At 59.3% G+C, this 26,773-nt stretch carries 18 protein-coding genes, 1 tRNA gene and 4 pseudogenes; 4 read left to right on the forward strand and 19 right to left on the reverse strand.

The window, feature by feature from the left end:
• Positions 1-8: 8 nt before the first annotated feature.
• The 4 genes from G3A56_RS21410 to cpdR all read right to left on the reverse strand — a co-directional run bounded on the left by G3A56_RS21410 (position 9) and on the right by cpdR (position 3,447).
• Positions 9-1,529 carry a sugar ABC transporter ATP-binding protein gene (locus G3A56_RS21410; RefSeq protein WP_082185247.1) on the reverse strand — a complete coding sequence of 507 codons (1,521 nt, stop codon included), beginning with the start codon at positions 1,527-1,529 and terminating at the stop codon, positions 9-11.
• A 70-nt stretch (positions 1,530-1,599) separates the two neighbouring features.
• Positions 1,600-2,613: a substrate-binding domain-containing protein gene (locus G3A56_RS21415; RefSeq protein ID WP_082185246.1), complete on the reverse strand. Its 1,014-nt coding sequence runs from the start codon at positions 2,611-2,613 to the stop codon at positions 1,600-1,602.
• A gap of 315 nt (positions 2,614-2,928) precedes the next feature.
• Positions 2,929-3,003, reverse strand: a tRNA-Val gene (locus tag G3A56_RS21420).
• An 81-nt stretch (positions 3,004-3,084) separates the two neighbouring features.
• Positions 3,085-3,447: a cell cycle two-component system response regulator CpdR gene (gene cpdR, locus G3A56_RS21425; RefSeq protein ID WP_003497910.1), complete on the reverse strand. Its 363-nt coding sequence runs from the start codon at positions 3,445-3,447 to the stop codon at positions 3,085-3,087.
• 181 nt (positions 3,448-3,628) lie between these two features.
• On the opposite strand from cpdR, the gene G3A56_RS21430 reads away from it, so the two are divergent.
• On the forward strand, positions 3,629-4,513 hold the full coding sequence (locus G3A56_RS21430; RefSeq protein WP_082185245.1) for an N-formylglutamate amidohydrolase: 885 nt from the start codon (positions 3,629-3,631) through the stop codon (positions 4,511-4,513).
• A 318-nt stretch (positions 4,514-4,831) separates the two neighbouring features.
• Positions 4,832-5,607, forward strand: a pseudogene (hisN, locus tag G3A56_RS21435) (histidinol-phosphatase).
• Positions 5,608-5,612: 5 nt separating this feature from the next.
• Here the strand turns inward: hisN and G3A56_RS21440 are convergent.
• Positions 5,613-6,554, reverse strand: a complete 942-nt coding sequence (locus G3A56_RS21440) for an alpha/beta fold hydrolase (RefSeq protein WP_082185243.1) — start codon at positions 6,552-6,554, stop codon at positions 5,613-5,615.
• Between the two features lie 389 nt (positions 6,555-6,943).
• Here G3A56_RS21440 and hspL point away from each other — a divergent pair.
• Positions 6,944-7,425 (forward strand): annotated as a pseudogene (gene hspL / locus G3A56_RS21445) (heat shock protein HspL).
• Between the two features lie 66 nt (positions 7,426-7,491).
• Here hspL and G3A56_RS21450 read toward each other — a convergent pair.
• Positions 7,492-8,511 (reverse strand): bile acid:sodium symporter family protein, encoded by a 1,020-nt coding sequence (locus tag G3A56_RS21450; RefSeq protein WP_082186020.1) that lies wholly within the window; start codon positions 8,509-8,511, stop codon positions 7,492-7,494.
• Positions 8,512-8,612: 101 nt separating this feature from the next.
• Here G3A56_RS21450 and G3A56_RS21455 point away from each other — a divergent pair, with 101 nt between their 5' ends.
• Entirely contained in the window at positions 8,613-9,473 is an 861-nt protein-coding gene (locus tag G3A56_RS21455; RefSeq protein ID WP_003497931.1) for a LysR substrate-binding domain-containing protein, read from the forward strand.
• Positions 9,474-9,479: 6 nt separating this feature from the next.
• Here G3A56_RS21455 and glpK read toward each other — a convergent pair whose 3' ends face one another.
• From glpK to nirB, 13 genes and pseudogenes are all read right to left on the reverse strand, one after another.
• Positions 9,480-10,979 carry a glycerol kinase GlpK gene (glpK, locus tag G3A56_RS21460; RefSeq protein ID WP_082185240.1) on the reverse strand — a complete coding sequence of 500 codons (1,500 nt, stop codon included), beginning with the start codon at positions 10,977-10,979 and terminating at the stop codon, positions 9,480-9,482.
• Between the two features lie 69 nt (positions 10,980-11,048).
• Entirely contained in the window at positions 11,049-12,770 is a 1,722-nt protein-coding gene (locus G3A56_RS21465; protein WP_020009199.1) for an ABC transporter substrate-binding protein, read from the reverse strand.
• A 74-nt stretch (positions 12,771-12,844) separates the two neighbouring features.
• The gene (locus tag G3A56_RS21470; protein WP_082185239.1) at positions 12,845-13,138 is read right to left on the reverse strand and encodes a DUF2160 domain-containing protein; all 294 of its coding nucleotides are present in this window, start codon (positions 13,136-13,138) and stop codon (positions 12,845-12,847) included.
• Between the two features lie 2 nt (positions 13,139-13,140).
• Positions 13,141-14,064, reverse strand: coding sequence for a carbohydrate ABC transporter permease (locus tag G3A56_RS21475; protein ID WP_082185238.1), 924 nt, complete (start codon positions 14,062-14,064; stop codon positions 13,141-13,143).
• A 3-nt stretch (positions 14,065-14,067) separates the two neighbouring features.
• Positions 14,068-14,934, reverse strand: coding sequence for a carbohydrate ABC transporter permease (locus tag G3A56_RS21480; RefSeq protein WP_003497951.1), 867 nt, complete (start codon positions 14,932-14,934; stop codon positions 14,068-14,070).
• A 2-nt stretch (positions 14,935-14,936) separates the two neighbouring features.
• Positions 14,937-16,007 carry an ABC transporter ATP-binding protein gene (locus tag G3A56_RS21485; protein WP_003497952.1) on the reverse strand — a complete coding sequence of 357 codons (1,071 nt, stop codon included), beginning with the start codon at positions 16,005-16,007 and terminating at the stop codon, positions 14,937-14,939.
• A 12-nt stretch (positions 16,008-16,019) separates the two neighbouring features.
• On the reverse strand, positions 16,020-17,090 hold the full coding sequence (locus tag G3A56_RS21490) for an ABC transporter ATP-binding protein (protein WP_082185237.1): 1,071 nt from the start codon (positions 17,088-17,090) through the stop codon (positions 16,020-16,022).
• A 48-nt stretch (positions 17,091-17,138) separates the two neighbouring features.
• Positions 17,139-18,650, reverse strand: a complete 1,512-nt coding sequence (locus G3A56_RS21495) for a glycerol-3-phosphate dehydrogenase (protein ID WP_164056823.1) — start codon at positions 18,648-18,650, stop codon at positions 17,139-17,141.
• A gap of 107 nt (positions 18,651-18,757) precedes the next feature.
• Positions 18,758-19,531: a DeoR/GlpR family DNA-binding transcription regulator gene (locus tag G3A56_RS21500; protein ID WP_082185235.1), complete on the reverse strand. Its 774-nt coding sequence runs from the start codon at positions 19,529-19,531 to the stop codon at positions 18,758-18,760.
• Positions 19,532-19,658: 127 nt separating this feature from the next.
• Complete coding sequence (gene cysG / locus G3A56_RS21505; RefSeq protein WP_164056824.1) at positions 19,659-21,152, reverse strand: siroheme synthase CysG; 1,494 nt, start codon at positions 21,150-21,152, stop codon at positions 19,659-19,661.
• Positions 21,124-23,771: pseudogene (locus G3A56_RS21510) on the reverse strand (nitrate reductase). Before G3A56_RS21510 ends, cysG begins: the two are co-directional and overlap by 29 nt.
• A 214-nt stretch (positions 23,772-23,985) precedes the next feature.
• Positions 23,986-24,320, reverse strand: a pseudogene (nirD, locus tag G3A56_RS21515) (nitrite reductase small subunit NirD).
• 5 nt (positions 24,321-24,325) lie between these two features.
• On the reverse strand, positions 24,326-26,773 hold the full coding sequence (gene nirB, locus G3A56_RS21520) for a nitrite reductase large subunit NirB (RefSeq protein WP_082185232.1): 2,448 nt from the start codon (positions 26,771-26,773) through the stop codon (positions 24,326-24,328).

Consider the following 26,773-nt stretch of genomic DNA (forward strand, 5'->3'; position numbering starts at 1 on the left):
CCGCTCCCTCAGGCCCCTGCCGGGCTCTCTGCAATATTGATCGATGCAAGCTGCATGATCTTTTCTTCCGTCATGTCCTCACCAGCAACCTCGCCGGTGATGCGCCCCTCGCGCACGACCAGCACACGATCACTGACGCCGATAAGTTCCGGCAGCTCCGAGGATATAACGACCACGCCGACACCTTCGCGCGCCAACTCCCGGATCTGGCGGTGGATTTCGGCTTTCGCACCCACATCCACCCCGCGTGTCGGTTCATCGAGAAAGACGACCTGCGGTTCCACCGACAGCATCTTCGCCAGCGCCACCTTCTGCTGGTTGCCGCCGCTCAGGGTAGAGACGGCGTCACCGACACTGTTCGCGCGCAATTTCAACCTGCGTCCGAGCTCGTCGGCGCGCTTCATTTCCTTGCGCCGTTCGATGAAGCCCATGCCGTTCGATATCCGGCCGACATCGAGCGCGGAAACATTCGCAGCAATGGACATGTTGAGGAACAGCCCGTCGCCCTTGCGATCCTCCGACAGATAGACCAGCCCCTCGCGAATGCTGTCGCGATAATCTTTCAGCCGCAGCGGCCGGCCGCGCAGCGCGACCTCGCCTCTGGGTTTCCCCTCCAGCCGGCAGACCGCCCGCGCGATCTCGCTTCGGCCGGCGCCGATCAGGCCGGCAAGTCCAAGGATTTCGCCGCGGCGCAGATCGAAATCGACATCGAAAACGCGCTTTCCTTCGTTCAGCCCCCGAACCGAAAGAATGACCTCGTCCGATTTTTCGTTTTCCGATAGTTTCGGCGGGTAGAGCTTGTCGAGAACGCGCCCCACCATGCTGTTGACGACTTCCTCCGGGGAAATCTCCGCAATATTCGCCGTCTTGATGTGGCAACCGTCGCGCATGACCGTGATGCGGTCGCAATGCTCAAAAATCTCCGCCATCCGGTGCGAGATATAGATGATCGCAATCCCGCGCTCCGCCAGCCGGTGCATGATCCTGAAAAGCGTATTTGCCTCGGTCTCGGTCAGGGCCGCCGTCGGCTCGTCCAGGATCAGGATACGGCAATCGAGCGTCAGCGCCTTGGCGATCTCGACGATCTGCTGCTGGGAAATCGACAGATCTCCGGCACGGCTGGCGGGATCGATATCGCCAATTTCCTTGAGGATGGTTGCCGCCCGCTTGCCGAGGTCGCGATAATTCATGAACCAGGAGCGGCTTTGGCCCGTCTCCGACATGAACATGTTCTCGGCGACCGAAATCTCCGGGCAGAGCGCGATCTCCTGATGGACGAAGCCGATACCGAGCCGGTTCGCCGCATTGGGCGAAGATATCCGCACCGCTTTGCCGTCCAGCAGGATTTCACCGCCATCGGGCTGCAGAATGCCATCGATAATATGCATCAGCGTCGACTTGCCGGCGCCGTTTTCACCCGCCAGCGCGTGGATTTCGCCACGCCGCAACTCAAGTGCGGCACTGCGCAACGCCCGCACGGGGCCGAACGCCTTGTGAATATTCGTCATGCTGAGGATGACCTCGCCCATAACGCCCCTCCCGAACATGGCTTCCCTTTTACCGGCGAGGCGCAAACCTCGCCGGTTTCAGGGCGGCGCCTTAGCGCCCCTTCATATAGTCGTTGAGATCAAAGGAAGCGGCGTTCGCCTTGGTGATCACGGCGAAACCATTGTCCATCGAAGGAACCTGCATCGGGTTGAAACCGGACACCTTGTAGTCGTTGAAAGGGTCGATCAGGTCCGAATGGGCACCCAGGAAGGTGTTCATGAAACCCATGAAACCCTGAACGCCCTGATTGGGATTGACGGACATGTAGATATTGCCCTGCTTGATATGCTCCAGCGTCGCCGGGGTGATATCCGCATGCAGGATCAGGACCTTCTTCTTTGCCTCGAGAACCGCAGCCGTCGCGCCTTCGGCAGAGCCGGCCTCGGGTATCCACAGGGCGCCCAGATTGGGGTTGGCCTGCAACATGGCGCCGACTGCCTGATAGGCGAGGTTCGAATCCTGATTGGTCGCCTGACGGCCGACCAGCTTCATCTCCGGATAGGTGCGTCCCATATAGTCGATGAGTGCGGTGACGCGCAGATCGTGATTGCTCTGTCCCGGATTTTCAAGGACAGCATATTCACCTTTTGCGCCGAGCTTCTTGACGATCTCGTCGGCCGCGAATTTCGCCTCGGCGACATTGTCCGAAGTAATATAGGCGGTGCGTTTCGACTTCGGCGAATCCGCCGCAAAAGTCGTCACCGAAACACCGGAGCCGATCGCCTTGTTGATGGGCTCGATGAACGGATCGGCCTGCATCGGATGCAGCAATATGCCCTTCGGCTTCTTCACCAGCTCCTGCTCGAAGGACGCGATCTGCTTGGTGATGTCATATTCCGGCGTGCCGGTGAAAACCGCTTCACAGCCGAGCGCCTTGGCGGCCTGCTTGAAACCCTCGAAGACCGGCACCCAATAGGGGTGGCTGGAAACCATGACATTCATCACATAGGTCTCGCCCGGTTCGCAGGCGAATTTGCCCGCGGCAGTGGCCGGAGAACCGGCAATAGCGGAAATGGCCACGGCAAAAACACCCGCGGCAACGGTCGATTTCAGAAAAGCCAACATATTCCCCTCCCAAGGACAATGACTTAGTCCGCAATAAATTTTATTCGATGTAATTTATTGCATGTGACTTGAGATATCTGGAAACCGAACGCACGTCAATGCGCTTGAATTTTATTTTTGGTAGTGAAATTTATTGCGGTCCGCATGAGAAATTCTAGGACGCGTCAGTTTGACAAGCTGTCGCTCGCAGATTTCCGCACGTCGAATGAGCCTACCTGAAGGTTCGAAAGGGAAAGAAAGTAACCTTGGCCAAAAGCCGGCCGGAAACGAGAAAAGGGTCTCTGATTGCTCAGAAACCCTTTTCAAAAATTCGGATGGTGGGCGTGACAGGGATTGAACCTGTGACCCCTACGATGTCAACGTAGTGCTCTCCCGCTGAGCTACACGCCCTCCGTGGCGGCGGATAGACCACAAAACCGGTTCATGCGTCAACTGCTTTTTTTCGGTTTTATGAAGGTTTTTTGAGACCCCTTACGCCACAAGGAGTTTGTTCACCTCATCCACCAGATCGCGCAGATGGAAAGGCTTGGAAAGCACCTTGGCGTCCTTCGGTGCCTTCGAATCGGCGTTCAGCGCGACGGCCGCAAAGCCGGTGATGAACATCACTTTCAGGTCGGGATCGAGTTCGGTCGCACGACGGGCCAGTTCGATACCGTCCATTTCGGGCATGACGATATCGGTTAGCAACAGCGAGAAAGGCTCTTCGCGAAGCCGGTCATAGGCGCTGGCGCCGTTGTCGAAGGAAGAAACCTTGTAACCGGCTTTTTCCAGCGCCTTGACGAGAAAGCGGCGCATGTCGTTGTCGTCTTCAGCGAGAAGAATTTTCTGATTCATCATAAGTGACCGTAACTGCTCAATGTTTGAGATACCCTAGCCCGATTATAGGATTTTCACGGTAAATATCATGTGAAGACGAGAATCGGTATAGCGCTATATGGGCGATAGTATGGACTTGCCGCACTGTAACTGGCAACATGATCATCCTGATTGTTTGCGACATGGTAAATGGGTCTGAATGGACTGGGTAACGGGTGAGTACGAGCTGTTTGAAGTAACGGAACCTGCCGTTCAAACCCTGCCATTTGTCTATAATTCACCCCATAGCGGTCGCTGTTACCCGATCTCCTTTCTGGAATCGGCGCGGCTCGATTCGCACGAGATCCGGCGCTCGGAAGACCACTTCGTCGACGAGCTGTTCGCCGCAGCGCCCGAAATCGGCGCGCCGCTGTTGAAGGCGAATTTTCCCCGCGCCTATCTCGACGTCAATCGCGAACCCTACGAGCTTGATCCGCGCATGTTCGAAGGCACCCTGCCGCCCTATGCCAATATAGGCTCCATGCGGGTGGCCGGAGGCCTCGGAACGGTGCCGCGCATCGTCGCCGAGAACATGGACATCTATGCCCACCGTTTGCCGGTCGATGAAGCGCTGTCGCGCATCGAGACGATCTACAAACCCTACCACGCCTGCCTGCGCAGGCTTCTCTCCCGCACCCACGCCAATTTCGGCATGGCGGTCCTGATCGATTGCCATTCGATGCCGGGCAATATCCGGGTCGCCGGCTCGAACCTGCGGCCGGACGTGATTATCGGCGACCGTTACGGCACCAGCGCTTCCCAGGAAGTTTCCCGCGCTGCCCTGCATTTTCTCGAGGAACTGGGTTTCATCGCGGTCTGCAACAAGCCCTATGCCGGCGGTTTCATCACCGAACATTACGGGCGGCCGATCCGCTCTCTCCACGCGCTGCAGATCGAGGTCAACCGCGCGCTTTACGTCGATGAAAAGACGCTTTCGAAAAAAGCCGATTTCCCGGCCATCCAGGCATCGCTTGAAATCTTCATGCGCCAGCTCGGCGCCTTCGTTTCGGATTACGCGATCGAGACCTCGCTCGCCGCCGAATAACGCCGAATTCCCCGATATTTCAGATCTCTGTTCAAGACATCCTGGCCGCGTGCCGGCCAAAAAAAACCGCGCCTTGGCGCGGTCAAGTCTAGGGAGGAAACACCCAAGGAGGGTATTTACAGTCAAAGACTGTGACCTGACGCTAAGCACTAGATGCACAATTGTCAATCATTTTATTTTATGCATATTTTTTAGGCTTATGCCGAAAATATGGAAACCGTCGTTCCGGCATCCGTACGAGTGGACGGCGGATGTGATTCCGGTCTATGCATCTTGCCACACAGTTCAGGCTCAATCGTTCAGGTAATGAGGTTTCGCATGCTGCCCGACCGGGATTTCTTCTTCAAACTTGCCGATGCAGCCAGCGCTGAAACGCTTCCCCGCTTCCGTATGGGCATTGCCGTCACCAACAAGCAGGATGGTGGTTATGATCCCGTGACGGAAGGTGATCAGGCGGCCGAAAGCGCCATTCGCGCCCTTATCGAGGCGCGTTTCCCGCAGCATGGCATTCTGGGCGAAGAACACGGCAATGTCGGCCTCGACCGCGAGCATATCTGGGTTATCGATCCGATTGACGGCACCCGCGCCTTCATTTCCGGCGTGCCCGTCTGGGGTACCCTGATCGGGTTCCAGTCGGCCGGCCGCGCCACAATGGGCATCATGGAGCAGCCCTTCACCCGGGAGCGTTATTTTGCCGATGGCGAAGCGGCCTGGTATTTCGGGCCTGACGGCGAACGCAAGATCCGCACGCGTGACTGTGCTTCGCTCTCGGATGCGGTGCTGTTCACCACGACCCCCATATCTTCACCGCAGAAGAAAAGCCTTTTTATGAAAAGGTGGAGGAACAGGTCCGCCTCTTCCGTTACGGGGTGGATTGTTACGCCTATTGCCTGCTCGCCGCCGGTCATGTCGATCTGGTGATCGAATCCGGCCTGAAGCCCTATGATGTCGGTGCGCTCATTCCCGTGGTTGAGCAGGCTGGCGGCATCATGACCACCTGGGATGGCGGGCGTCCGGAAAATGGCGGGCGCATTCTGGCCGCTGGCTCGAAAGCCGTGCACGAACAGGCACTCGCCATTCTCTCGAAGCTATAGGCACATCATTCTGGCGCGAAAAAAGCGTCGATGGCGGCCAGCGCCTGTTTGCGGAAAACGTCGCGCTCATGCAGCAATTCGTGGCGCGCACCGGTTATGGGAAGAAGCTGCGCTGCGCGGAAATTGCGCGATAGCTCTTCCTGCGCCTTATAAGGCGTGATCGTATCCAGCATCGGCGCGAGAATAAGAGTTGGAATGGCTATGTTCGTCAGATGCTCCTGAGGGGTCACCCGCCCCATGGCCTTCAGCGCCTCATAGACCCATCGCGCCGTCGGCGCGCCGATGAACAGTTCCGGAAATTGACGGTGCAGTGCAAGGTTTCTCGCAAAACGTCTGGCGTCAGAGGTCAGCGGGTTGCCGTCGAAATCCCGTTCACGCTGATCCCTGCCCAGCTGAATCTTTCCAAGACCCAAAAGGCTTAAGGACGTTGCGACCAGGCGGATAACGGGCGAAGGAATGGATTGCTGGCTGTCCAGCTCGATAAAGGGTGAACAGAGAACCAGCCGGTCAATGCGGTTCGAAAGCCCGGGCGCAGAGGCAAGCGCTGCGAGCGCACCGGTGGAATGCGCGATCATGAAAAACGGCAACCGCGTATCCGGCAGCACCACCTGCTCGAGGAAAAGGCTTATGTCCCGCTGATAGTCGGAAAACCGCCGCACATGCCCCGCACCCGGCTTCTTCAACAGCCTTTCGGAGCCGCCCTGCCCGCGTGTGTCGAAGGTCGCGACCCAGAAACCCATGGCCGTCAGATCGCCGACCGTTTCGAAATATTTCTCGATACATTCGTTCCGGCCATGCAGCAGAACGACGGTTCCGCGCGCAATGTGCCGGCTGGCGCGGAAGATCGCATATCGAAGCTGTTTGCCGCCATGGCCGGTAAAATAACCGACGGTATGGTTGCCGGGAACCGGGTTGTCTTCGCTCTCGCGCAATGTGGCTTCGATCATCGGTCTTTTCCGGCTGTCATGCCTTTTCGGGATAGGTCCACCGCGAGCGAAGGTCAAAGAAAAAATTGCCGGAACCGTCGGTTAAAGCAGTCGCGGTTCCGGCCAGTAAGACAGAAGAAGAAGGGACGTTATTGCTTCTGTCCACGGAGAATGTCTCCGATGACCGAAGTTTTATGGCTCCCAAACTGAACGATGCCGGAACCCGACGTTCAGCCATGGTTCATCTTGCCATTCGCCTTTTCGCCCTTGATGCACCCCCTTGACGCGGCGGCAAGCCATTCCCATCTCATTCATGCGGTCGCCAGAACGGGACCGCGCCATATGTCCGGCCGTTGCCAGAACGGGACGCCGGGCTCAACCGCAAACAGTCGCTTCATAAGGAGGACACCATGCGTCACGTCGATTTTTCCCCCTCTATCGCTCCACCGTCGGTTTCGACCGTCTCTTCTCGATGCTCGACGGCCTCGGCCAGCCCGAACAGGCCCAGTCCTATCCGCCGTATAATATCGAGCGGACAGGTGAAAACGCCTATCGCATCACCATGGCCGTTGCCGGCTTCGATGAAACCGAACTCAGCATCGAATCCCGTGCCAATACGCTGACGGTGAAGGCCGAGAAGGCCGCAGATGAGAAGTCGTCCGAGGGCGAGTTCCTGTATCGCGGCATTGCCACACGCGCTTTCGAGCGCCGCTTCCAGCTGGCCGATCACGTCGAAGTCCAGACCGCTTCCCTGAAGAATGGCCTGCTTCACATTGATCTCGTCCGCAACATCCCGGAAGCCATGAAACCGCGCCGTATCGCGATCTCGTCCGACAGCGCCGATGCGCCAAAGACGATCGAAGCACAGATCACGCCGGCCCAGGTCAACTAAGCCGATCCGGATATCAAACGAACGGCCCCGTCATGGGGCCGTTTTTATTTGGTGAAGATTTGCCCTTCAGCGAGTGGAGACGACCACGCCTTCTGTAGCCGCCGCCTCCGATATGGCCGCTTTTTCATGGGCCTTGCGAGCGTAACGCTGGGCCAGCACCGCGCAGACCATCAGCTGGATCTGGTGGAAAAGCATGATCGGCAGGACGATTGCGCCGATGCTCTGGCCCGCAAAGATGGCGCCCGCCATGGGCACGCCGCTGGCAAGGCTCTTCTTTGATCCGCAGAAGGTGATGGTGATTTCATCCGCCTTGTCGAAACCGAGCGCCCGGCTGCCGAACATCGTCACGCACAGAACAAGCGCCAGAAGCACGATATTGATGGCGATGACCACGCCGATGTCGCGCAGTGAAAACGTCTGCCAGATGCCTTCGATCACGGCATCGGAGAAGGCGAGATAAACGACCATCAGGATGGAGCCGCGATCAACCGGAGACAGCAATTTCTTGCGCGCCCTGATCCAGTCGCCGATCCACGGCTGCAGCACCTGGCCGGCAATGAAGGGAAGAAGCAGCTGCAGGAAGATCTGCAGGAAAGCATCCAGCGAGAATCCGCCGCCATGACCGCCGACAGCAAACAGCAGACCGACCAGCAGCGGCGTCAGGAACATGCCGAAAATATTCGATGCAGAGGCCGAACAGATTGCGGCAGGCACGTTTCCGCCTGCCATGGATGTGAAGGCGATCGACGATTGCACCGTTGACGGCAGGACGCAGAGAAACAGGACGCCCATATAGAGCGGCGCCGGCAGAATACTCTCGGGAATGAAGCCGATCGCCACACCCAGCAGCGGGAAAAGGCCGAAGGTGACGAGAAGGATTGCCAGATGCAGGCGCCAGTGCAGGATACCGGCAATCACCACATCCCGCGAAAGCCGGGCGCCGTGCAGAAAGAACAGCAATGCGATCGCCAGCTTCGTCGCAAGTCCGAAATAGTCCGCAGGCTCTCCGCTGATGGGTAGAAACGAGGCCAAAATCACGGTGGCAACCAGCATCATGGTGAAGCGGTCGGGCAGGAAGCGGGTCATGGGAAGTCTTTCCGGCATATCGGTTTTGCTTGAAACGCGCGCTACTATCGCTCATCATGAATTCGGATGCAAAGATTAACAGTTATCGCGATTTGAGATAAATGCTGAACCTTCAACATCTTGCCAGCTTCGTCATGCTTCAGCAAACCGGCAGTTTCACGCTGGCTGCAGAGCGGCTGGGTATCGGCCAGTCCACCGTCAGCCAGCATATTCAACGGCTGGAGGCGGCACTTGGCCGCCGGCTGATTGCGCGCAGCACCCATCAGGTAAAGCTGACGGGCGAAGGCGAGGCGCTCCTCGGTTACGCCCGCAATATGCTGGAGATCGACAGCAAGGTCTCATCGCTGTTCAGCGAAAACCGCCTGCGCGGGCGCTTAAGGCTCGGCGTATCGGAGGATTTCGTCGCCAGCCGGCTGACGGCCATTCTGGAAGAATTCATCCGCCTTTATCCCCTCGTGGATCTGGAACTGACAGTGTCGCTGAGCGGCGTGCTTTACCAGATGCAGGATAATGGCGAATTGGATGTCGTGCTCGCCAAGCGTCGCCTTGGCGACAAGCTCGGTCACTTCCTTTACCGCGAACCGCTGGTCTGGCTGGCGCGTGACCCGGAGCGGATGCTGAGCCAGCCAGACGCCCTGCCGCTGATCGCCTTTCCGCCCCCGAGCATTACGAGAAAGGCGGCGCAGGAGGCGTTGGACCGGGCCGGTCTTGCGTGGCGCATCGTCTGCACCTGCGGCAGTCTCAGTGGATTGACCGCTGCCGCAAGGGCGGGCATGGGCATTCTGGTGCAACCGCGCAGCATGGCGCCCGCCGGTCTCAAGGAGATTGCGGCGGACGTGCTGCCGGCGCTCGAAGACGTGGAATTCGTGCTACAGCCCAGCAAGGGCACGGACACGAAACTGGTGCGCGCCCTTTCCGATCTGGTTTCCAGCAAGAGCATCGCACCGGGCAGTTTCGTTTAAATTCTGTCAGTCTTCCCGCCGCGACAGGCAGCGGCCGACGCTATCCCGCCAGCCGACGATGGCGTTTTTCCGCTCCGTCTCATCCATATCGGGATTGAAACGGCGGTCGCGTTTCCAATGGGCGGCGAAGGCTTCACGATCTGGCCAGATGCCGGCGCGCGAAGCTGCGAGCCATGCCGCACCCAGAATGGTCGTTTCCAGAAACACCGGCCGGTCCACCGGCGCGGCGAGAACGTCGGCCAGCCGCTGCATGGTCCAGTCGGAGGCGACCATACCGCCATCGACCCTCAGCACCGTCTTGCCATTGTCGCCCGCCCAGTCCTTGCGCATGGCGTCCAGCAGATCAAAAGTCTGATAGGCAACGCTTTCCAGCGCCGCGCGGGCAAATTCCGCAGGTCCGGTGCCGCGCGTCAGGCCGAAAATTGCGCCCCGCGCCTCCGCATCCCAATAGGGAGCGCCGAGGCCGGTGAAAGCCGGCACCAGATAGACCCGCTGCTTGGGATCGGCTTTTTCGGCGAGCGCGCTGACTTCGGAGGCAACCGAAATGAAGCCCAGCTCGTCACGCAGCCATTGCACCGCCGCACCCGCAATGAAGATCGAGCCTTCAAGCGCATAGGTCGTCACACCGTCGAGACGGTAGGCAATCGTCGTCAGCAGCCGGTTCGTGGAAGTCACCCGGTCGGTGCCGGTGTTAAGAAGCGCAAAGCAGCCGGTGCCGTAGGTCGATTTCATCATGCCCGGTTCGAAGCAGGCATTACCGATCACGGCCGCCTGCTGGTCGCCCGCCACACCGAGTATCGGGATTTCCGCGCCCAGAAGCGACTTGTCGGTTACACCGAAATCGGCGGCGCAATCCAGCACCTCCGGCAGCATGGCGCGGGGAATGTCAAGGATCGACAGCAACTCGTCATCCCAGGCATTGTCTTCGATATTGTAGATCAGGGTCCGCGAAGCATTGGTCGCGTCAGTCACATGGCGGCGACCGCCGGTGAGGCGATAGATCAGGAAACTGTCTACTGTGCCGAAGCAGATTTCACCCTTCACGGCTTTCTCGCGAAGGCCGCTGACGCTGTCGAGAAGCCATTTCAGCTTCGTGCCGGAAAAGTAGGGGTCGAGCAGCAGACCGGTCTTTTTCGAAAAGAGCGGCTCCAGCCCCCTTCGTTTCAGATCCTCGCAAATCGGAGCGGCACGGCGATCCTGCCAGACGACCGCCCGGTGTACCGCCTCGCCCGTGTTGCGATCCCAAAGCACGGTCGTTTCGCGCTGGTTGGTGATGCCGATCGCCTCGATATCGGAAGCGGCGATACCGGCATCGGCAAGCGCTAGCCGGATCGTTTCGAGCACGCTTCTCCAGATATCCTCGGCATCGTGTTCGACCCAGCCGGAGGCCGGGAAATGCTGCGGAAATTCTCGCTGTCCGACACCGATGACCCGCATGTCGCGATCAAAGACCATCGACCTTGTCGATGTCGTCCCCTGATCGATCGCCAGAATATAACCGCCCATTATGTCACTCCCTTTCAAACGCAATGACGGGGCGGCAGAGCCGCCCCGGTTTAAGATTTCACGCAGACATTACTTCTGCCAGCTTTTGACCAGTTCGTCGTAATTGACGGTGACCGGTTTTTCCTTTTCGTTAGCGATCTTCAGCTGCGGCGCCAGATTGCCCTTCGAAACGGCGTCCTTGTTCCAGTAGTCGATATCATGTTCTTCCGCCAGTTTCGGGCCGATATCGCCCTGCACACCGGCGCGCTCGATACGGGCCATGACTTTTTCCTGCTCGGCGCAGAGCGAGTCCATCGCAGCCTGAGCGGTTTTTGCACCCGACGACGCATCGCCGATCGCCTGCCACCAGAGCTGTGCCAATTTCGGATAATCAGGAACGTTGGTGCCGGTCGGCGACCATTGCACGCGCGCCGGCGAACGATAGAACTCAATGAGACCACCCAGCTTGGAAGCCCGATCCGTGAAGCTCTGGTGATGAATGGTAGAGTCACGGATGAAGGTGAGACCCACATGGCTCTTCTTCACGTCAACGGTTTTCGAAGTCACGAACTGCGCATAAAGCCATGCGGCCTTTGCACGGTCGTCGGGGGTGGATTTCATCAGCGTCCAGGAGCCCACGTCCTGATAACCGAGCTTCATGCCGTCCTTCCAGTAGACCCCATGCGGCGAAGGTGCGACGCGCCATTTCGGCGAACCGTCCTCGTTCACGACAGGCAGGCCGGGCTTGGCCATGTCGGCGGTAAAGGCCGTGTACCAGAAGATCTGCTGGGCGATATTGCCCTGCGCCGGCACCGGACCGGATTCGGAGAAGGTCATGCCCTGCGCTTCCGGCGGCGCATATTTCTTCAGCCATTCGAGATATTTCTCGATGGAATAGACCGAGGCCGGACCGTTGGTATCACCACCGCGCGCCACGCAGGAGCCGACCGGCTGCGACTTGTCGTTAACCTTGATGCCCCACTCATCGACAGGCAGACCGTTCGGCAGGCCCTTGTCGCCGTTGCCGGCCATGGAAAGCCAGGCATCGGTGAAGCGCCAGCCGAGTGACGGGTCCTTCTTGCCGTAGTCCATATGGCCGAAGACCTTCTTGCCGCCGACATCGCGGCCGGTGAAGAATTCGGCGATATCCTCATAGGCCGACCAGTTGACGGGAACACCGAGGTCATAACCGTACTTGGCCTTGAAATCGGCCTTGTTCTTGTCGTCGTTGAACCAGTCGTAACGGAACCAGTAAAGGTTGGCGAACTGCTGGTCGGGAAGCTGGTAGAGCTTCTTGTCCGGCGCCGTCGTAAAGGCGCTGCCGATGAAATCCTTGAGGTCGAGGCCGGGATTGGTGACGTCCTTGCCCTCATTGGCCATGAAGTCGGTCAGGTTGCGCACCTGCTGGTAACGCCAATGCGTGCCGATAAGGTCGCTGTCATTCACCCAGCCGTCATAAAGGTTCTGGCCGGTCTGCATCTGGGTCTGGATTTTTTCGACGACGTCACCTTCCTGGATGATGTCATGCGTGACCTTGATGCCGGTAATGGCGGTAAAGGCCGGCGCCAGAACCTTGGATTCATATTCATGCGTGGTCAGGGATTCGGAAACCACCTTGATGTCCATGCCGGCGAAAGGTTTCGCGGCATCGATAAACCATTGCAGTTCCTTTTCCTGATCTGCACGCGAAAGCGACGACATATCGCCGATTTCCTTGTCCAGAAACTGCTTTGCTTCCTCCATTCCGGCGAAAGCGGAACCCGTCATTGCCAGCAGCATGGCCGCCGTCGTCGTCATCAGATGCCGTCGCATGTCAGTCCTCCCAAGGGTTTGCGATTGCATGAAGTCTGCGGGTGCGGTTTCCTCCGCCGCACCGTTTTCCTGCTCTAGACAAAACGGAAAACGCCGACGGCGTAGACCAAGGATAGAGCGAGAGCCCACCACAGGTTCGGGCCGACCAGCCCGAGCCATGCGAGATGAATGAAGGCGCTGCCGAGCAACGAAATGAACAGCCGATCGCCGCGCGTGGTCTCGAAACGCAGCAGGCCGAAGCGGGGGTTGCCGCCGGGTGAGAAATATTCCCAGAACCACATGCCGACGAGCAGCACGGCAATGGCGCCGAAAAACGCCGCCGTCTGCCAGGTCCAGGCCATCCAGGTAAAATCGGGCATCTTCGTCATGGTCAAACCCTCCCCAGCGCAAAGCCCTTGGCGATGTAATTGCGCACGAACCAGATCACCAACGCGCCCGGAATGAGCGTCAGCACCCCGGCGGCGGCAAGCAGCCCCCAGTCCATGCCGGCGGCGGAAACGGTGCGCGTCATGGTCGCGGCAATCGGCTTGGCGTCGGTCGTCGTCAGCGTGCGGGCGATCAGAAGCTCGACCCATGAGAACATGAAACTGAAGAAGCAGGCGACACCGATACCGGAGGCGATAAGCGGCATGAAGATCTTCACGAAGAATTTCGGGAAGGAGTAACCGTCAATATAGGCTGTCTCGTCGATCTCCTTGGGCACGCCCGACATGAAGCCTTCGAGAATCCACACCGCCAGCGGCACGTTGAACAGGCAATGCGCCAGCGCCACGGCAATATGCGTGTCGATCAGGCCGAAAGCCGAATAGAGCTGGAAGAAGGGAAGCGCGAAGACGGCGGGCGGTGCCATACGGTTGGTCAGCAGCCAGAAGAACAGGTGCTTGTCGCCCAGAAAACGGTAACGGGAGAAGGCGTAAGCCGCTGGAAGCGCTGCCGCGACCGAAATCACCATGTTCATCACGACGTAGGTAATCGAATTGATGTAACCCGAATACCAGGATGAATCCGTGAAGATCGTCCTGTAGTTCTGCAACGTTGGCTGGTGCGGATAAAGCGTCATGGATGAGACGATTTCCGAATTCGTCTTGAAGCTCATATTGATGAGCCAGTAGATCGGAACGAGTAGAAGGATAATGTAGATCGTCGGCACCAGCCAGGAAAAGCGCGATGGCCCATGGCGGCGGCGCGAGCGCGAATTCGCGGCAAGGCTGGCTAGGGCCGCCGCTGACGCTCTCGCCGACGGATTGCCGATGCCGTTGCGTTCCACGCTTGTGGTGACATCAGAGGCGCTCATGTCTCAAGTCTCCGCGTCGTGGCTGGTCATTACGGTGTAGAACACCCAGGACAGCAGCAGGATGATGAGGAAGTAGATCAGCGACATGGCTGCCGCAGGCCCGAGGTCAAACTGGCCGAGCGCGACCTTCACGAGATCTATGGACAGGAAGGTTGTGGAATTACCGGGGCCGCCGCCGGTAACCACGAAAGGCTCGGTATAGATCATGAAGCTGTCCATGAAGCGCAGCAGGAAGGCGATCAGCAGCACCCGCTTCATCTTCGGCAGCTGGATGTACCGGAACACCGCAAACCGTGACGCGCCATCGATCCTTGCCGCCTGATAATAGGCGTCCGGAATGGAGACGAGGCTGGCGTAGCACAACAGCACGACAAGGCTTGTCCAGTGCCACACATCCATGATGATGACCGTAATCCACGCGTCGACCGGATCGTTGACGTAGTTATAGTCAAGCCCAAGCTGATTGGCGTAATAACCGAGCAGTCCGATATCGCTGCGGCCGAACACCTGCCAGATCGTGCCGACAACATTCCAAGGCACCAGCAGCGGCAGCGCCATCGTGACGAGGCAGACCGGAACGCCGATGCCGGATTTCGGCATCTTGAGTGCGATGAATATGCCGAGCGGAATTTCGATCGCCAATATGATGCCGGAAAACACCAGATTGCGCCCCAGAGCGTTCCAGAAGCGATCAGAACTTAGGATTTCCTCGAACCATTGCGTTCCCGCCCAGAAGAACTGGTTGTTGCCAAAGGTGTCCTGTACCGAATAGTTCACGACGGTCATCAGGGGAATGACGGCGGAAAAGGCAACCAGCACCAGCACCGGCAGCACCAAGAACCATGCCCTGTTGTTCCAGCTCTTTTCCATGGTCAGGCTCCCATCTTCACGCGCCAGGAATCGGCAAAGACACCGATGGCGGCCGGATCGAAGCGAACACCCGCCTCCGCCGGAATTTCGTCCTCTTCCGGCACGACGATCGCAAGCTTCTGGCCCGCAAACCGGGCGCGAACGATCTTTTGCCGGCCGATGTCCTCCACCTTGTCGACGGTGATGGGCATGCCGCCCCGCTCCAGCCGCACAAATTCCGGGCGGATACCGATCTCGATCCGCTGCTTCCCGTCAAGCTTCGGCACACCGGCAAGCGGCACGCCAAGGCCACCGACCATTGCCGTTGCGCCATCGATGCTGGCGGGCAGCACGTTCATGCCCGGAGAGCCGATGAAATAACCAACGAAAGTGTGTCCCGGCCGCTCGAAGAGTTCCGCAGGCGTGCCGATCTGAACGATCTGCCCGTCATACATGACCACCACCTTGTCGGCGAAGGTCAGCGCTTCGGTCTGATCGTGGGTGACATAGACCATGGTGAAACCGGACTGGCGGTGCAGGCGTTTCAGCTGTGAGCGCAGCACCCATTTCATGTGCGGATCGATCACCGTCAGCGGCTCATCGAAAAGAATGGCGTTGACGTCGGATCGCACCAGTCCCCGCGCCAGCGAAATCTTCTGCTTCTGGTCCGCCGTCAGTCCCCGCGCGCGGCGTTTGGCCATGCCGGAAAGATCGGTCATCTCCAGGATTTCCTGCACGCGGCGGTCGACCTCGGCTTCCGGCACCTGCCGGTTGCGCAGCGGAAAGGCCAGATTGTCGTAAACCGTCATCGTGTCGTAAACGACCGGGAACTGGAAAACCTGGGCAATGTTGCGGTCTTCGGTCGCAAGATCGGTGACGTCAGTTCCGTCAAAGGCGATGCGGCCCTCTGAGGGGCGCAGCAGCCCGGAAATGATGTTGAGCAAGGTGGTCTTGCCGCAGCCGGAGGGACCGAGCAGCGCATAGGCGCCGCCATCCTCCCATTCGTGATGCACTTCCTTCAGGGCGTAGTCGCCTGCCGCCTGCGCCTTGGCATTGTAAGCATGGCGAATATGATCGAGCGTGATGCGTGCCATGATCGATCTCCCTCAAGCCGCTTCGCCGATGGCGTGGCCGTTTTCATCGAAAGCCATCAGGTGCCGCGTATCGAGAAAAAGCTCGATCTCCGTATCCGGCTCGATGTCGTGAATGCCCTGCGCCAGCATGACCCAGCGCTGGCCTGAAAATTCGACGTGGACGAAACTTTCCGACCCGGCAATCTCCGAAATCAGTGTCCGCGCCCGGAGGGACTGCGCTGCCTGCCCTTTGCGATGCGGGAAGAGATGATGCGGCTGGAAGGCGATGGTCAACGGCCCGTCCGGCAAGGTGGCAAGATGCTGCGGAACCATGACGACGGCCCGGTCCACCCGGGTGAAGGCATCACCGGTCTTGATGACCTCGATGGTGTTGAGCGGCGGATCGGCGAAGATTTTGGCAGTCACGATATCAACCGGCTGCCGGTAAACCTCGATCGTGCGGTTGAATTGCGTCACCCGCCCTTCGTTGAGCGTCGCCGTATTGCCACCAAGCAGCAGCGCCTCGGAGGGTTCGGTGGTGGCATAAACGAAGATCGCGCCGGATTCCGCAAAGATGCGCGGCAATTCCTCACGCAATTCCTCGCGCAGCTTGTAGTCAAGATTGGCCAGCGGCTCGTCGAGCAGCACCAGATTGGCATTCTTGACGATGGCGCGGGCAAGCGCCGTGCGCTGTTGCTGGCCACCCGAAAGATTGAGCGGTGTGCGATCAAGATAAGGCGTCAGCTTTAAAAGCTCGGCGGCTTTTCTGACCTCCCTGTCGATTGTCGCCTGATCCTTGCCGGCGACACGCATCGGCGAGGCGATGTTTTCGTAAACGCTGAGCGCCGGATAATTGATGAACTGCTGATAGACCATGGCGACGTTACGTTTCTGCACCGGCCAGCCCGTCACATCCTCGCCGTTGAAAAAGATCGCACCGCCGCTTGGCTTGTCCAGCCCGGCCATCAGCCGCATGAGCGTCGTCTTGCCCGAAAGTGTCGGTCCAAGCAGGACGTTCAGGCTTCCGCGCTGCAACGTCAGATCGGTCGGGTGAATGTGATATTCACCGCCGGCCATCTTCGAGACGTTTCGCAATTCAAGCATGGTGATCCAAAGCCTCCTCCGCTTTTCGTCCGGATCGTCAGATTGCCTTCAAGCGTTCACCTGCAATGTCTTCGATATAATCCTCCAGCCCGCGCACGTCTTCGGGGTTAAAAAGAGCCCCTGCTTGGTGCGACGCCACAGAATGTCCTCCGCCGTCAGCGCCCACTCCCGCGCCATCAGCCAGCGCACCTCGGTCTCATAAAGCGTACCGCCGAAATGCCGGCCCAGTGCCGCCTTCTCGCTTGCATTGCCGATCATCGCTGCCGCGTCCGTCCCGTAGCAGCGGACAAGCCGCTGGGCGTGACGCTCATCAAGGAAAGGATAACGCGACCGCAGTGCCGTAACCTCTTTGGCATAGGCCTCGGCACCGAAGTTCCCGCCTGGCAAATGCGAACCTGCCGTCCATGGCGAGCCCTTTTCACCCAGCGCCTCGCCGATTTTTTCAAGAGCATGTTCGGCAAGCCGCCGATAGGTGGTGAGCTTGCCGCCGAAGATATTGAGGAGCGGCGCTTCGCCTTCAGCCCCTTCGGTTTTCAGCACATAATCGCGGGTCGCTTCCTGCGCTTTCGATGCGCCGTCATCAAACAGCGGCCGCACGCCGGAATAGGTCCAGACGATATCGGCCGGCGTGACCGGCTCAGCGAAATATTCGCTCGCCGCGCTGCAAAGATAGCTGATCTCCTCATCGCTGATCTTAACAGCACGGGGGTCGGCGGTATAGTCGCGATCCGTCGTACCGATCAGCGTAAAGTCCTGTTCATAAGGGATGGCGAAGATGATGCGGCCGTCCGGATTCTGGAAAAAATAGGCGCGCGGATCGGAAAACTTCCTGCGCACGATGATATGGCTGCCCTGCACGAGGCGAACATTGTGGACATTGTTCTTGCCGAACGTCGACGCCAGAACCTTGTCCACCCAAGGGCCGGCGGCATTCACCAGCATGCGCGCCCGATAGGTCGCGGTTTCTCCGGCCGCACTTTTTGTTTCGACCCGCCAGAAGGCGCCTTCGCGCCGCGCCGAAACGACCTGCGTGCGGTTGAGGATCAGGGCGCCGCGATCGGCCGCGTCCCGGGCGTTCAGCACCACCAGCCGGGCATCGTCCACCCAGCCGTCGGAATATTCGAAAGCCTTGGCAAAAACCGGTTTTAGCGGTTTTCCGGCTGGATCACGGCGCAGATCGAGTGAGCGGGTGGCAGGCAGAAGCTTGCGGCCGCCGAGATTGTCGTAAAGAAAAAGCCCGAGACGCACGAGCCAAGCCGGGCGCACGCCGCCCTTCTGGAACGGCAGCACGAAACGCATCGGCCAGATGATGTGCGGCGCCATGGCCCAGAGCACTTCCCGTTCCATCAGCGCTTCGCGAACCAGACGAAACTCGTAATGTTCGAGATAACGCAAACCGCCATGGATGAGCTTGGTGGCGGCGGACGAGGTGCCGGAGGCAAAATCGTTCATTTCCGCAAGTGCGACGGAATAGCCCCTGCCGACGGCGTCACGCGCAATGCCGCAGCCATTGATGCCGCCGCCGATCACGAAAATATCGTGGATTGCCTCGTCAAACATGGACCCTCCCGCGCTTTCATCGACGCTCTCCCCATCGATATATTGAAAGCATGGCCATCTAATTCGAAGATAAAACGAATGTCAAACGAAATTCCGGTGGTGGCAGATCAGGGCTCACGCGCCTCTGTTTCGATCAGCCGAACATCGTGATCGGCACAGATGGATCGGATCGAATCGACCGGACAATGATCGGTGATGAAGGTGTGCACCTGCGACAGATGGCCGATGCGCACCGGTGCCGTGCGCTCGAATTTCAGCGAATCCGACACCAGAATGACGTGGCGGGCGTTGGAGATGATCGCCTGCGCGACCTTGACCTCGCGAAAGTCGAAATCCAGCAGGGCGCCGTCCTCATCAATGGCCGACACGCCGATAACGGCGAAATCGACCTTGAACTGGCGGATGAAATCCACCGCCGCCTCGCCGACGATACCACCATCGGAACCCCGCACGACGCCGCCGGCGATCACCACTTCAATGCCCGGGAAAACCCGCAACCTGTTGGCAACATTAATGTTATTGGTAATGACCATCAGCTCGTGATGGTCCGCCAGCGCTTCACCCACCGCCTCTGTCGTGGTGCCGATATTGATGAAAAGGGAAGAGTTGTTGGGGATGAGGGCAGCGGCAGCGGCCCCGATCGCCTGCTTTTCAGAAGAGGCGATAGCGCGGCGCGCCTCGTATTTGACGTTTTCGTTGCCGCTTGGGAAAAGTGCGCCGCCATGGATGCGCGTCAGCACGCGCGTGTCGCACAGATCGTTGAGGTCCTTGCGGATTGTCTGGGGGGTCACCGAAAACCGCGCGGCCAATTCATCGACCAGCACCCGCCCGTTCGCTTTTGCCAGTGCAACGATTTCATCCTGACGCGGTGTAAGCAGCATTTCACCCTCCCTCCTCTTTCAATTTTTTCGTTTCATTGAAGAGCGAACGAAAAACCAATGTCAAGGGACGGTTTTATAGGGGGCGATAGCGACCGACTTGTGGACATACGCAAACGGCGCACCCGCATTACCCGGCAAGCTTGTTAGCCGGCTTTTGAATTGGCGCAGATACCGGCTCCTGCGTGCCGGCACCGGAAAACATTGAGGACACGGCACCAAACGCATCGCCGATGCCGATCAGCACCGGTTCGTTCACGCCCAGCCTCGTAATTGCCGCAGCCAGTTGCGCAAGCGAACCACACCAGCGCTGTTCGTTTGAACGGCTAACAGAAATCATGACGGCAACGGGCGTTGAGGCAGGCATGCCGTGCGCAAGCAAGGAAGACTGGATCTCGGCCGCGGTTCGCCCGCCCATATAAAAGACAGTGGTTATCGAGGGATCTGAAAGCGATTTCCAGTCGATATTGTCCGGCAGCTTTCCCTGTCGGGAATGTCCGGTGACGAATCGGACCGACTGCGCGTGGTCACGATGCGTCAGTGAGACACCGAGGCGCGAAGCCATGGCGCTTGCAGCCGTGATGCCTGGCACGACTTCGACCGGGATATTTTCGGCTTCCAGCGCGGCGATCTCCTCGCCGGCGCGCCCGAAAATCATCGGATCGCCGGATTTCAGCCGCACTACCCGTTTTCCAGCCTTGGCGAGACGGATCATCATCTCGTTGATATCCTCCTGCCTGCAGCTTTCCCGGCCGCCGCGCTTGCCGACAAGCATGCGCTTGGCCTCACGCCGCGCCAGCTCCAGCACCTCAGCCGAGACGAGATCATCGAACAGGATGACATCAGCCGCCTGCAGGGCGCGCACCGCTTTCAGTGTCAACAGTTCTGCATCGCCCGGTCCAGCACCAACAAGCGTCACAAGGCCGCGACCCGATCCCCCTCGCCCGGCCTGTGTTCCGATATCCGTGAGCAGCCGTTCTTCACTTCCCTCATCCAGCCTTTCGGTAAACGCCCGATCAACGAATTTTTCCCAGAAAGACCGCCGCGCCGAACCGGGAACGAGCCGCAGGTTGACGCGCTCGCGGATCGTCTGGGCAAGTGCACTCCAATCCTTCAGCGAAAGCGGCAACAGGGTTTCGATGCGCCGGCGGATGGCCTGCGCCAGAATGGGTGCGGCACCATCCGTGGAAATCGACACCACCACCGGCGAGCGATTGACGATGGAGCCGAACTGGAACTGGCAGAATTCCGGCTTGTCGATGACGTTGACCGGAACGCCGGCCGCACGCGCGGCATCGTAAAATCTTCCGGCTTCCGCATCGGTTTCGCAATCCGCCAGCGCCAGTTCCGCACCTTTGAAAATATCCGCACCCCACAAACGGTCATGCCATGTCAGCATCGTGCTTTTTGCGAAGAGCGCCGCAAAGCTTTCCGCAAGCTCGCTTTCCTCGCAATAGAGATGAAGTTCCGCCCCGCAGGCCAGCAGCAGTTCCGCCTTCCACACGGCACCGTCCGATCCACCCGCTAACACCACGCGCTTGCCCTCGAGCCCCCAGAAGACTGGCAACTTGGCGAGCTTCTCCATGCGGGCCGGTTCATTCCGCTGCGGTTTTAAGGCATCCATCGATGATCCCCCTGATTTCAGCGCGGCAGGAGCCACAATTGGTCCCGGCATTCAGCGCCTTGCCGATGGCTTCGACGCTGTGGCAGCCATCGCGGATGGCGGCCGTGATCTGGTTCACCCCGACATTGAAGCAGGAGCAGACAGTCGCGCCCGGATCGGCCCGACCGGCTCCCGGACGACCGGCGACCAGCGCAAAACGCATGTGCAAATCCTCATGGCGTTCGTTCAGTTGTGAAATCGCCCAGTTGCGGGCAACGGCCACCGGCTCTCTGGCGACGAACAGCGCCACCAGCAGCGTTTCGCCGTCGAAGAAGGCAAGGCGCAAATCGCCGGTCTGCCGGTCGCTGTAACCCAGCGGCTCGATCCGGACATCTATGCCGAAGACCTGCCGCGCCCAGCGCGTCCAGTCCTGCGGTTCTTCTTCGAAAGCAAGCTCCATGCGATAGCCGCCATCCGCCTTGGCGATGGCCCAGTACGCACAATCCGGCGCAACGGGCCGCGTGCGGGAGATGGCGAAACCATAGGCCTTGGCCTCGAACCGTGTCGCCTTCACGCCCATGTTTTTCGAGGCGGGCTGGCCGGAATGCGGGTCCGTTACCGGAGCCACAACCATATCGATCCGCGCCCGCGAGGCGAACTGATCGTTCCAGTGCATCGGCGCAAAGACCGAGCCGCGCGCCTGCCTTTCGCTGACCAGCGCACGCAGCAGAACCTTGCCATGCGGGCTTTCCAGCTCCACCAGATCGGCGCTTTCAATTCCCAATGCCTTCGCATCGTGGGGGTGAAGTTCGGCGAAGGGTTCGGCGATATGGGCGGTAAGCCGGGCGCTTTTGCCCGTGCGGGTCATGGTGTGCCATTGATCGCGAATGCGGCCGGTATTCAGCGTCAGCGGATAGTCCGGCGATGTTCTGCCGGTCTGCGGCAAAGCGGTGGCGATGAACCGCGCCTTGCCATCGGCATGATAAAAACGGCCATCCGCGAAAAAGCGGGTAACGGCAATCTCGCCGGGCCGGGCTTTCGGCCATTGAAAGGGCGGCATCGTTTCGTAGGAGAGCCGGTCGATCCCGCTGATATCGAAATCGCGGCTTCCGGCATTCTCGAAGCCGGAGAGAGTCGCATGTTCGACAAAAATCTCGGATGGTTGCCGGTAAGTGAAAGCGGCGTCGAAACCCATGCGCCTCCCCACTTCCGCCAATTGCCACCAGTCGGCCTTTGCTTCGCCGGGTGCATCGAGAAAGCCGCGCTGGCGGGAAATGCGCCGTTCGGAGTTGGTAACCGTACCGTCTTTCTCCCCCAGCCGAGCGATGGCAACAGCACATGGGCATGACGGGCCGTGTCTGTACCGGCCATGACATCGGATACCACGACAAAGGCACAGGCCTTGATGGCCGCCTCGACTGCACCGGCATCCGGCATGGAAACGACCGGGTTGGTAGCCATGATCCACAGCGCCTTGATGCGGCCTTCGGCCACGGCCCTGAACATATCAACCGCTTTCAGGCCGGGCTTTTGCGCAATGGCGGGTGAAGCCCAGAAACGCTGCACACGATCACGGTCTTCGGCGCTTTCAATGGCCATATGGGCGGCCAGCATGTTGGCCAGTCCACCGACTTCGCGTCCACCCATGGCATTCGGCTGGCCGGTCAGCGAAAACGGCCCCATGCCCGGCCTGCCGATGCGGCCGGTGGCAAGGTGGCAATTGATGATGGCGTTGACCTTGTCCGTGCCGCTCTGCGACTGGTTGACGCCCTGACTGTAACAGGTGACGGTCTTTTCAGTGCGTTCGAACAATTCGTAGAATGAAATCAGTTCGGCGACTGTCAGGCCGGTCGCCTCGGCGATCTCCGGCAGGCTGTGCCCGGTTGCTGCCCTCATCGCAGCATCAAAACCGACCGTATGGTTTCCCACATAACCGCGATCGATTGCGGGACTATCGGAAAGATGCGCCAGCAGGCCGGTAAACAGCGCCACATCCCCATCCGGGCGAATGGCGAGGTGCATGTCGGCAATATCGGCGCTCATCGTCCGGCGCGGATCGATAACGACGACTTTCATTTCCGGCCGCGCGACCTTTGCCGCCGCAAGCCTTTGGTAAAGCACCGGATGGCACCAGGCGAGATTGGAACCGGTGAGGATCACCAGATCGGCAAGCTCCATGTCCTCATAGGTGCCCGGCACCGTATCGGCCCCGAAGGCACGGCGATGGCCGGCGACGGAAGACGACATGCAGAGCCTTGAATTGGTATCGATATTGGCCGAACCGATGAAACCCTTCATCAGCTTGTTGGCGAGATAATAATCCTCCGTCAGCAATTGGCCGGAGACGTAAAAGGCAACGGAGTCCGGTCCGTGTTCGGCGATGGCTTGAGAAAACCGGGAAGCGACGAGGTCAAGCGCTCCGTCCCATGCCGCCCGCCTGCCGCTGATTTCAGGGTGGAGCAAGCGACCGTCGAGGTCGATGGTCTCAGCCAGAGCCGAACCTTTGGAACATAGTCTTCCGAAATTGGCGGGGTGGTCCTGATCTCCCCTGACGGAAACGACGCCATTATCATTGACGGTGGCGATAACGCCGCAGCCGACGCCGCAATAAGGACAGGTGGTTTTTGTTTCAGTGGGCATGGGTTTGCCCTCTCAGTGCGTGGCTGTTACCCCCCTCTGTCCTGCCGGACATCTCCCCCTCAAGGGGGGAGATCGCCAAGCGGATGGCTCCCCGTTCCCTCTCCACCGGCGACGACGCCAGTTGTGAATGGAAGTTTGTGCCGCGATTGATCTCCCCCCTTGAGGGGGAGATGTCCGGCAGGACAGAGGGGGGTAACGCCGCTGCCATCGCAATTCACTCCGCCGCAATCATCAAGGTTTCAAGCGCAATTGAGAGTCGTCCATCCAGATTGCGGACGGGTATGGTCTTCACCTCACCTTCATCCGCCCCAGCGCCTTGCCCGTTTCCAGCGAAATGACCCAATTATGCAAGGGACATGTCACCGACACCCCATGCACGATGCCCTGAGACAGCGGCCCGCCCTTGTGCGGGCAATGATCCTCAATCGCGAAGATCTGATTTTCCGCCGTGCGGAATACGGCGATCTTGCCCATCGGCGTTTTCACGCAACGTGCGCCGCGCAGCGGAATGTCGGAGATGTCGCCAATATCGATCCAGTTGCTGTTCATCGTTCTCACTCCGCCGCCTCACTGAAACCGATTGCCGCCATGGGTTTGAATTCATGCTTATCGTGGCCGGACACGCGTTCGGACCAGGGATCGACCTGCGCGAATTTCTGGCTGAAGACGAAGCGGTCGAAATAGGCCCGACGCTTGCCCGCATCGTCCATGATCTGGCGGCGGATTTCGTCGTAACCGATGCGCTTGGCCCATTTGTAGATGCGCTCGAGATAGCGCGCCTGTTCGCGATACATCTGCGTCAGCGCCACGATATGCTCCAGCGCCTCATCCTCGGTTTTGACAAGACCGAGCACCTCCGTGCCCTTGATATCGAGACCGGCGGCACCGGCGAAGTGGATTTCGAAACCGGAATCGACGCAAATGACGCCGATATCCTTGCAGGTGGCCTCCGCGCAGTTGCGCGGACAGCCAGAGACGGCGAGCTTCAACTTGGCGGGCGTCCACGAGCCCCACATGAATTTTTCGATGCGGATGCCAAGGCCGGTGGAATCCTGCGTGCCAAAGCGGCACCATTGTTCGCCCACACAGGTCTTTACGGTGCGCAGCCCCTTGGCATAGGCCTGACCGGAAATGAAACCGGCCTTGCCGAGATCGGCCCAGACCGCCGGCAAATCCTCCTTCTCGATGCCGAGGAGGTCGATACGCTGGCCGCCGGTCACCTTCACCATCGGGATTTCGAACTTGTCGACCACATCTGCAATCGCCCGCAGTTCGGAGGAGGATGTGACGCCGCCCCACATGCGCGGAACGACGGAATAGGTGCCGTCCTTCTGAATATTGGCGTGGACACGCTCATTGATATAACGCGACTGATAATCGTCGGCATATTCATCCGGAAAATCGCAGACGAGATAATAATTGAGCGCCGGCCGGCACTTGGCGCAGCCGCAGGAGGTTTTCCATTCCAGTTCCTGCATCACGGCGGGAATGGTCTTCAGCCCCTTGGCCTTGATGAGACGGCGCACATCGTCATGGCCGAGATCGGTGCATTTGCACATGGGCTGCACGGCAGCGGGGTTGTAGCTGTCGCCAAGCGTCAGCGTCATCAGCTGCTCGACAAGGCCGGTGCAATTGCCGCAGGAGGCGGACGCCTTGGTGTGGGCGCGCACATCGTCGAGAGAAGCCAGCCCCTTGGAGGTGATGGCCGAGGTGATCTTGCCCTTGCAGACGCCGTTGCAGCCGCAGATTTCCGCATCATCCGGCAAGGCTGCAACGGCCGCCATAGGGTCCAGCGGAGACCCTCCCTGATAGGCCTGGCCGAAGATCAGGGTTTCGCGCATGGCGGAAATATCGGTCGATTTCTTCATAAGGTCGAAGAACCACGACCCATCCGCCGTCTCGCCATAAAGAACCGCGCCGATGATGCGGTTTTCCTTGAGGATCAGGCGCTTGTAGACGCCGGCGGTGGCATCACGCAGCACGATCTCCTCCCGGTCGTCGCCTTCGGCGAAATCACCGGCGGAAAACAGGTTGATGCCGGTGACCTTCAGCTTGGTATTGGTGACGGAGCCGTGATATTCGGCCGAACCGCCGCACAGCCGGTCCGCCAGCACGCGGGCCGATTCATAAAGCGGCGCAACGAGGCCATAGCACATGCCGCGATGTTCGGCGCATTCGCCGAGCGCATAGATCGAGGCGTCCGACGTCATCATGCCGTCATCCACCACGATGCCGCGATTGACGGCGATGCCGGCCTCCTTGGCGAGACCGGAGGCGGGGCGAATGCCGACAGCCATCACCACCATGTCGCCTTTTATGACGCGGCCGTCTTCCAGCTCGATTCCTTCGACCTTCTCCTCACCCAGAATGCACTTGGTGTTGGCCTTGGTGATGATGTCGATGCCGCGCTCGTTCAGCGCCTTTTCTAAGAGATAAGCCGCTGCCGGATCGAGCTGGCGCTCCATGATCGTTGGCATCAGGTGGATGACGGTGACATCCATGCCCTGACGCTTCAGGCCGTAAGCCGCTTCCAGTCCGAGAAGACCCGCGCCGATGACGATGGCGCGGCCTTTGCCCTCGGCGATTTCCAACATCTTCGTCACATCGTCGAGATCGCGATAGGCAAGCACACCAGGCAACTGATGGCCGGGAACGGGGATGATGAAGGGCAAGGAGCCGGTGGCGATCACCAGCCTGTCGTAGGAAACCGTGATGCCGTTTTCGCTGGTCACGGTCTTCCTGTCGCGGTCGATACCGGTGACCTTCGCGCCCTTGTGCAAGGTCACATTGTTAGCCGCATACCATTCGTCATTGTGGATGACGATGTCTTCATAGCTCTTTTCGCCTGAGAGCACCGGCGAGAGCATGATGCGGTCGTAATTGACGCGCGGCTCGGCGTTGAAAATGGTGACGTCGTAAAGTCCGGGAGCGGTTTCGAACAGGTTTTCCAACATGCGCCCCGGCGCCATGCCATTGCCGATGATGACGAGTTTTTGCGTCAT

It is taken from the genome of Rhizobium oryzihabitans (assembly GCF_010669145.1).
Classification (GTDB): domain Bacteria; phylum Pseudomonadota; class Alphaproteobacteria; order Rhizobiales; family Rhizobiaceae; genus Agrobacterium; species Agrobacterium oryzihabitans.